Consider the following 8,315-nt stretch of genomic DNA (forward strand, 5'->3'; position numbering starts at 1 on the left):
ATCCCGCCGGCGGTCTTCGCTTCGGACTCGACGCGGCGAACGACCACGCGGTCATGCAGCGGCCGGAAATTCGACTTTGCCATTTTTGGATTTCCCTGGTGCTGTTGAACGGTTCTCCGTTGCCGGAGCGTGCTTAGCACTCAGCCGAAGCGAGTGCTAACGCGACCGTGAGATAGGTAGTAGGTTCGTACTAGTCAAGACGGAATAGGGACGGCCGAGGAGCAAAAGATTTGGAATCGGCGCGGAAGCAGCAGGCCTCTTTATGTCAGGAGAAAGCTCTTTCTGCATCTTTGCTGCCAGTAGCTCGTCCCCTCCGGCTCAAGACATCTCCGCCAGCGGCGCCTGCCTGGTGTGGCCGGAGGGGAAGGGCCTGAACGGCAGTTCGCCCAGTGACTTTTCGGCGAAGAGCGCCGCGCGGATATCCTCCGGGTCGGCGCGCATCAGGAAGCAGATCATGCTGCTCTGACCCCTGAAAACTGGACTGTTCGAAAGTGGAGCTTTCCGCGGTAGCGTCCCTTGGCGGGGAGGAGCGGAGAAGGCATCGAAGTTTTCGGACGCGCAGAAGGCGTTTATTTTGAAGTAGGGAGCGGACGGGATTCCTGTCGCGGAGATCTGTCGGCGGGCGGGAATCAGCCAGACGACCTACTTCAACTGGCGAGGTTGGCCGGACACGCCGCAGCCGGGGCGCGCGGCCGCAAAGGAGGCAGGAAATTCGCGCTCGCCAAGACGGATATTCGCCCCGCGCAGTCTGCTATGTGGCTCAATGCGACACTTCCGACCCCGATCTCTGCTAAGAACTCGGGATTGAGCGCGTCATCTTAAACCGATATGTCGGGCCCAAGGGTGAACTTAGAGCATGCGGAAGCGAGTGCTCGGTCATGCCTGAAAGTACTGACGCATTGCTCAACATCGTAAAGACTAAAAGGCAATAGTGGCAGCCGTGTTAAACAATCGGCTCCTCGAAGGTAAAAAAACGTGCAGCACGAAAATCCTCATCCGTCCGTTCCAACGACGCTCGCCCCGCTTCGGAACCAGGTATTTCGTTCGATCTGGATATCTACACAGATATCCAGCCTGGGATGGCTCGTGCAAACAGTCGCCATCAGTTGGCTCATGGTCACCATTTCGGCTTCGGATCTGTTGGTCGCGCTCGTGCAGGCCGCATCCACATTACCGGTATTCTTCCTCTCAATCCTCGCGGGAGCCATCGCCGACAACTTCAGCCGCCGATGGGTGATGTTTGCGGGGCACTGCTTGATAGCATTGGCATCAACGACGCTGATGGTTTCAGTGGGACTGGGATTTGTCCATCCTTGGCTGATACTCGGATTGGGTTTCCTGGCTGGCTGCGGCTTCGCGTTAACTGATCCGGCCTGGCATGCGTCCGTGGGCGATATCCTCCACAAGCGCGACATTCCGGCTGCTGTGACACTTATGTCTGTCGGATACAACATTGTGCGCAGCGTTGGTCCGGCTTTGGGGGGCGTGATCCTGGCCTTCTTTGGACCGCTGGCCGCTTTCGCTTTGGCCGCGCTGAGTGATGTGGCGCCTCTAAGCGCAATATGGCGCACCAAATGGCAAGTTCGCTCTTCGCCTCTCCCTCGTGAGAGAATGACGATGGCGATTCATGACGGAGTGCGCTTCACGGTGATCTCCCTGGAGATCAGGTCGGCGATCGCCCGTGCAGCCCTTTTCGGCTTGGCAAGCATCTCCATCCTCGCGCTGCTGCCTCTCGTCGTCCGGGACAAGCTGGCAAGCGGGCCGATCGTCTACGGTATTCTGTTGGCCGGCTTCGGCATAGGCGCTTTCATCGCGGGCATGAGCAACGGCTTCCTGAGGCGGATCACGTCTCAAAACAGGCTGGTGGCGTTCGCCTCTGTCGCTTGCGCAGCATGTTGCCTTTCACTGGCACTGACCTCGTCGGTCGCTGTGGCAGCAATTTTTATGGCGCTCGGGGGCGCGGGTTGGCTGATCACCTGGACGGGCATTGACGTGTCGGTGCAGTTGGCAAGCCCAAGGTGGGTAGTCGGCCGCACGCTCTCGATCTACTACGCCTTGAGCGCTGGCGGTATGGCCGCCGGCAGCTGGATCTGGGGGTCCGTCGCGCAGAACTACTCCTTGACCTGGGCTTTGGAGGGTGCCGCGGGGGCTCTGTTGCTGGTTGCAGCAGCGGGGATACTGTTGCCGATACGTCCATGGGAAGAAACGGATCAGGAAAGTTCGGATTTTCCCGCACCCGAGCTGGCACTCGATCTGAAGCCAAGGAGTGGCCCGATCGTTGCCAAGGTCGACTATTTCATATCCGAGAAGAATATCGACGCCTTTCTCGGCTGCATGCGCACAAAGCGGCACGCTCTTAGCCGTGCCGGCGCACGAAACTGGACGCTCCAACGAAACCTTCAAACGCCTTCGGTTTGGACAGAGACATTCCGCACGCCCACCTGGATGGACTTTCTGCGTCTGAACCATCGGCTCACGGCCGCGGATAAGGAAGCAGACGAACATCTTCTCGCGCTGCATGATGGCGAACTTCCTCCGCACACAGTGCTTTCGATCGAACGAACGACCGAGGCAGCTCGTACCCGCTCAACAGTCTTTTCTCGTCCTCCGAGGTGACGTCGTGATGAGCTGTTAGCCGATGAACAGACGCGATCACCCCTGGGCTTTGGCCTGAACGCGCGCCAGTGAGCGTGACACGCACTAACGTTTGATCTCGAGCGTTGCTGGCGGGCTCATCTCGAACCTGCCCTGTTGGGCCGACCTCGCTGAAGCGAGGCAGGGCCATAACCGCGAGCTTCCCAGTATTTGAGTTCGTGTTGAAATGGTGCGCGTTCGACGGCTGGGCCTGCTTTGTCGGCGAAATGTCTGATTTGACTGGCTTAAGCCAATGCCGCTCGTACCACACAAAGGCTGTGGGAGAGGCCCTTGTTGCTGACCTATCAAATCGTTGATGTTTTCACGCGAATCGGCGGCAATCCGCTAGCAGTGGTGCTCGGTTCGGACAACTTGACAACTGATCAGATGCAGGCGGTTGCACCGGAGTTCAACTCCTCCGAGACGAGCTTTGTCTTGCAGCCGGCCGATGCGCACCACACGGCTCAGGTGCGTATCTTCACGCCGACGCTGGAGGTGCCGTTTGCGGGTCATCGACTATCAGCAGGGCTTTCGTGCTGGCCGGTGCGGACAACGGCGCCAAGGGGAAGAGTTTGTGTCCGAGGAGAAAGCCGGCTGGTTGATGTAGGCATCGTATGGGACGGTGTTCGCCAGCTGAAGACAGCCGAGGACCTGGTCGCCGAGAGCAGGGGTGCATCGTTGTGTCTCGACATACGCGGCCAAATGCATCGCCGCCAACGCCTCGATCCGGGTGTTGCGGCGCACGGGACGGGAAAAGCGCAGCACCCAATCGGAGTGCGTCTGCGCCATCAGATTGGCAAGCTCGATGCTTCGCGCGGAGGCCGTCACCAGATGCAGCGCCAGGTTCTGGCTGACCTTCGGTTGCGGGGAGCGAAGCAGGGAAATGTCCAGCACGGCAGCCAATCCGCCATTGGTGTCGAAGATCGGCGCGGCAGTGCAGGAGAGCGGCGTATGGGTCGTATCGAAATGGCCAGTCTGATGGATGGTCATCGCCTCGCCGGTGCTGATGCAGGAGCCGACGCCGCATGTTCCGGTGCGGCTTTCCGACCACTCGGAGCCGAGATAGAGCCCCGCCGAGCGCAATTGTCCATGAAGAGCGGATCGCCGAAGAAGTCGACGGTTACGCCCTTTGCGTTTGCCAGGAGCAATACAATACATAGTTCTGGCCCGCCACCTGCTTGAAAAGCGTTTCCAGGCCGCTACGGGCGATCGCGATCAGTCTTTCGGACTGCTCGCGATGTTCGCGAAGCTGTGTTTCGGGAACGATATAGGCTTCCGCGGGCCGGGCTGGGCCAGCCACGCGTCCTCCTCCCAGACAAGGCCTACTCGGCCCGAAGCTGATGAGGTGGAACGGCCCTTCTCAAACGGCATCGAATGCCTAACGTGGTCGTGTTGAAACGCCACAAAAAGGAAGGACCGCTCCATGGAGAAGATTACCACAGTCGGGCTTGATCTGGCCAAATCCGTTTTTCAAGTTCATGGCATAGCCGAAGAAGGACCCGTGATTGTACGCCGTACACTGCGTCGGTCGCAGGTTCTGGACTTCTTTCGCAAGTTGCAGCCTTGCCTCGTGGGTATGGAAGCTTGTGGCAGCGCGCATTATTGGGCTCGGGAAATTCAGGCCCTGGGTCATACGGTTCGGATGATGCCACCCGCATACGTGAAGGCCTACCTCAAACGCAACAAAACCGATGCTGCAGACGCTGAAGCTATCTGCGAGGCAGTCACGCGGCCGACCATGCGCTATGTTCCGGTAAAAACACAGGACGAGCAGGCTGCCGGAATGGTGCTCAAAGCGCGAGATTTGCTTATCCGCCAGCGCACTCAAACAATCAATGCCCTGAGAGCTCATCTTGCCGAACTGGGCATTGTCAGGGCGACCGGTCTGGTCGGAATCGTCCGCCTTGCCGCCATAGTACGCGACGACAGTGACCTGAGATTGCCGGGTGCAGCGCGAATGGCTTTGGAAGAGCTCGTTGAGCAAATCGAGACCGTGACGGCACGCATTGAAAGGCTCGATCGAAAAATCCTTGAGGCTATAAGAAAAGATGACAACGCCCGACGCTTGACGGCGATCCCCGGCGTGGGTCCGATCATTGCGGCGACCGTCCGGGCAGTAGTCCCTGATCCTGCCGGCTTTAAAACCGGTCGGGACTTTGCTGCCTGGATTGGGTTGACACCACGCGCACATTCCAGCGGAGGAAAAGAACGGATCGGTTCGATCTCAAAGCGCGGAAACCAGCAATTGCGCACGCTGCTTGTCGCTGGAGCAACGTCGGTCCTCAAGCTCGCCCGTCGTGGCCTCCAGGCATCACCATGGATAGCGGCGATGATATTGCGCCGCCCGTTCAAGGTTGTCGCGGTCGCTCTCGCAAACAAGATCGCGCGCATCATCTGGGCTCTTCTCGTTCACGGCGATAACTATAGAGGAGCGAAGATGATCGCCCAAGCTTAGGTTTTAGAGCTTTCTGGCCAGTCGGTCGGAGAGGCAGGCAAGGTGCCAATTGTGATGACCCAACGGGACGACATCCCGAAGCAAATCAGACCGCAAAATCGCAGGCGCGTTACAGCGCGAGAAGCTGATTAGGCGATTTGCTCCGCGGATCTCATCGTGACCGTGGCTGCCAGAAAACAGGCCGGACATATGACTGCACCGTCCATATTTGGGAAATACATGAGGAAATATCTTGCCAAGCGGGCCGTTCCACATATGCGATTTTGGCCAACTTGCGGAACAATCGGAGAACTTCACGGCTTGCTCTCCTCGGGTTGGAGGAGCATGGCGACATTTTCGGGGGCAAATTTGAATCCTCTGCGGTCGGGAATTCGCTCAGCGGAGATCGAGTAGCGTGGCCGCTTTGGATCGATGCCGTGATCCGGAACCGTTCGCTTCCGGTGCGGAACTCGCGTCCGAAGTCCGAAGGGGCCAATCCGAATTGCTCTGCGAGAAGGGATGGTTCCGCAGCCACCTGGCTGCATTATCGACGCTGGGGTCGTCCAGAATGTCGACAACCGAGCGACGCTCGAGATCGACCATGATGGTCCCGTATCGTGTCGCGCGTCGCCAGCTCCAGTCATCGATGCCAACCACCCGGATCTCGGAGGCGCAGTGAGCAACCGCGGCATCACGCTTCAGTTGCCGCAGGATGGTGTCGTCGCTGACCGGCATGCCGAGCCGTTGCATGAGGCGCTCGCCAGGACGGCCGCCCGTGCTATGGCCGAGCAGGCCGACAATCTCCACGACCCTTGTCGTCCGGCGCGCATAAGGGGAAGCAACCGTCGGCAGTCGGTCGGTGAACGTTTGTCATTCACATTTCTCATGTGCGCATCGCCAGCGGCTCAGCAGGAGCCTCACCGTCACAGCCTTACCCTGGACCGGAAGGTCCTGAAGGCTGCGGCTGGACCACCCATGCCGATTTCGGCTTCGCCGTCCGCAATCGGGGCAAATGCCGATCGCTGGTCCGGCAGCGGAAACAACCCAACTGTCATCATCAGTGAGCTCGACGCCCAGAACTTTGACCCCTGGGCCGGGCGACCATTTTGATTTCGTTCGCATGCCCGCCCATTAGCGATCTTGCCGCTAACAGCCGATGAACCACACAAAGTGAGAGCCAACTCGCAAGGGCGCTGCGGGAACTGTGCAGGATCGAGCGATCCATATTCATGATTGAATGGTACTCAAGCCCGGCACGCTGCCAAGCCGGCCTCAACAAGGGCGAAGCAGCACACAAGCTCAAGCGCGCCGTGTTCTTCCATGAGCGAGGCGAAATTCGCGATCGTTCGTTTGAGAGCCAGGCGTTCCGCGCATCCGGACTCAACCTCGTCGTCAGCGCGATCGTACACTGGAACACGGTCTATCTCGACCGCGCGGGCCACACAGTTGAAACGAGGGGGGCGAAACATTCCAGATAGCTGTTGAAGCATATCTCGCGCTGAGTTGGGAACATATCAACCTGACAGGCATCTACACCTGGGACACCGAGCATCAGATGCCCGAAGGCTTTCGAACCCTTAGGCTACCGACCCCAACCCGGCGAGCCATGAGTCCACAGGGATCGTATGCGCCGGTTTCCGCACTATGGCATAGTTCACGCTCTGTTCCCCGTTAGCGTACGAGATTTCGCACTGCTCTTGTTCTGCCCCCATTCTGTTGCTCCGAAATGATTTTTCCGCTTGGCATGTTACATGCTTGTCATCGACAAACGCGCTCACACTGAGCAGAAATTGTCCATGACCACACAAAAACGGACCATTCCGGTCTGCGAGGCTACTCATGTGTAGTCAGGCTGTTAACAGCTTATGGCTCGATCGTTAAATTGGCTGCGTCCACCTAAACAGAAGGACTCAAAAAATGACTTATCCCGTGGGTTCGCCGTCGGATGGCTCTCTGAAAGAATCTATCGAAGCAAATGGCCATCATAATCCTCGATTTCATGGCATTGATCACATAGCTTTGGCGGTTCATAAACTAGACGACGCTATCGACCTGTTTCAAGATGTCCTTGGTTTTAAGCTTAGGCGGCGATTGCATATAAAAGGTAAGAAGACTGGGATGGTGTGTGCGGACATGGTTCGGAACGACATGTGCTTTGTGCTTTGCCAAGGCACAGAGCCAGAGTCGCAGGTGTCTCAACTTGTCCAAAACTACGGGGTTGGTCTAGCTCATGTTGCATTATCTGTCGACGATGTGTCGGCGGCGGTCAATACGCTTAGAGCGCGGGGATTGTCGTTCGACACGACTATTATTGAAGGACCTGGCCTAACACAAGCATTCTCTTCTCGATGCGCTAATACGGGGATAAGTTTTGAACTCATCCATCGGAACGGAGAGGAAGCATTTCTTGAAGACAACGTACAAGAGCTTTTCGAGCAGCTTGAGCAGTCGGGAAAATACTGATCAAAGAGGTGTGGCCCCCCGGGTTTCGCGATCCGACTTCAGGCGCGCCCGCCGGCCTACCAGGGTCCCGCAAGACTGATCGAAGGTGGCATTCCAACTGGACGAAAGGAAAGCGTCACCTGATGTGCGCCAGGCACGGTGAGCTGCCACTGAACTTTCATTCAGCGGCGATCCCCGACCTGTTACGCCGTGGGCGCGGGTTGAGCAATCGGCGAGGACTTCGATCAGCGTACCTCCACCGCCCGGATCGCCACGGTATCACCTTTAGAGCTTTCTGGCCTGATCCTGGCATCGTCCTGTCCGACAACCGGCCCGCGCGCGACAAACTCGAACCTTCCTCAGATGCTTACGTCCAATGTCCGACAATGTCGGACACTAGTCATCTTAGTAGCGCCACGTAATTGTTTCGGCACGATTTTTCCTTTGGCACGGCACTTGCGTGGACATGTGTATCTGGGTCGCGGTTGAGGAGAAAAATCCAGTCAGCTCTAGGTGTGCGTGGACGCAGGTTGCCAGCTTCATAGGGTGCGAGTCCTCTCGCTTTGAGAGGCGGCTCAGCTTCGAAGACATGCACTCAGGCGCGCAGCATGGATTCATCAATCAAACGATGGGTGCTTTTTGATCAGCTTGATCATTCTGGCGAATAAACCGTGAAAATGCGTGAGCCCTTGGGCCTCAATGATGTCGTCGCTCTGAGACTGGTGTGGTCCTCAGCTCGCCGATAGTCCTACGCAGGGTTCGATGTTGGATCACAGATCGCAATGTTCAGTTATGAATTTTTTGA

Annotated in this window: 4 protein-coding genes and 8 pseudogenes; 7 read left to right on the forward strand and 5 right to left on the reverse strand. The window is 57.7% G+C overall.

Features of this window, described 5'->3' with window-relative positions; all coding sequences use genetic code 11:
• A pseudogene (locus tag NKI72_RS33155) lies at positions 1–83 on the reverse strand (co-chaperone GroES); the annotation flags it as partial.
• A 235-nt stretch (positions 84–318) separates the two neighbouring features.
• Positions 319–456 (reverse strand): hypothetical protein, encoded by a 138-nt coding sequence (locus tag NKI72_RS33160; protein WP_352707606.1) that lies wholly within the window; start codon positions 454–456, stop codon positions 319–321.
• Between the two features lie 25 nt (positions 457–481).
• Between NKI72_RS33160 and NKI72_RS33165 the strand changes: the two are divergent.
• The 4 genes and pseudogenes from NKI72_RS33165 to NKI72_RS33180 all read left to right on the forward strand — a co-directional run.
• Positions 482–658: pseudogene (locus NKI72_RS33165) on the forward strand (transposase); the annotation flags it as partial.
• Positions 659–663: 5 nt separating this feature from the next.
• Positions 664–932, forward strand: a pseudogene (locus tag NKI72_RS33170) (hypothetical protein); the annotation flags it as partial.
• 43 nt (positions 933–975) lie between these two features.
• On the forward strand, positions 976–2,616 hold the full coding sequence (locus tag NKI72_RS33175) for an MFS transporter (protein WP_352508245.1): 1,641 nt from the start codon (positions 976–978) through the stop codon (positions 2,614–2,616).
• Positions 2,617–2,928: 312 nt separating this feature from the next.
• Positions 2,929–3,138, forward strand: a pseudogene (locus tag NKI72_RS33180) (PhzF family phenazine biosynthesis protein); the annotation flags it as partial.
• A 243-nt stretch (positions 3,139–3,381) separates the two neighbouring features.
• On the opposite strand, the pseudogene NKI72_RS33185 reads toward NKI72_RS33180, so the two are convergent.
• A pseudogene (locus NKI72_RS33185) lies at positions 3,382–3,925 on the reverse strand (sigma-54-dependent Fis family transcriptional regulator); the annotation flags it as partial.
• A gap of 132 nt (positions 3,926–4,057) precedes the next feature.
• Between NKI72_RS33185 and NKI72_RS33190 the strand changes: the two are divergent.
• Positions 4,058–5,089, forward strand: a complete 1,032-nt coding sequence (locus NKI72_RS33190; protein ID WP_352508243.1) for an IS110 family RNA-guided transposase — start codon at positions 4,058–4,060, stop codon at positions 5,087–5,089.
• Between the two features lie 293 nt (positions 5,090–5,382).
• Here NKI72_RS33190 and NKI72_RS35580 read toward each other — a convergent pair.
• Positions 5,383–5,603, reverse strand: a pseudogene (locus tag NKI72_RS35580) (hypothetical protein).
• Positions 5,585–6,190 (reverse strand): annotated as a pseudogene (locus NKI72_RS33195) (transposase family protein); the annotation flags it as partial. The pseudogenes NKI72_RS35580 and NKI72_RS33195, both read right to left, overlap by 19 nt.
• Before the next feature lie 50 nt (positions 6,191–6,240).
• Here NKI72_RS33195 and NKI72_RS33200 point away from each other — a divergent pair.
• Both NKI72_RS33200 and NKI72_RS33205 read left to right on the forward strand, forming a co-directional pair.
• Positions 6,241–6,743: pseudogene (locus NKI72_RS33200) on the forward strand (Tn3 family transposase); the annotation flags it as partial.
• 242 nt (positions 6,744–6,985) lie between these two features.
• Positions 6,986–7,531 (forward strand): VOC family protein, encoded by a 546-nt coding sequence (locus NKI72_RS33205; protein ID WP_352508242.1) that lies wholly within the window; start codon positions 6,986–6,988, stop codon positions 7,529–7,531.
• Positions 7,532–8,315: the final 784 nt, after the last annotated feature.

This window comes from Mesorhizobium sp. M0437 (genome assembly GCF_040321335.1).
Lineage (GTDB): Bacteria > Pseudomonadota > Alphaproteobacteria > Rhizobiales > Rhizobiaceae > Mesorhizobium.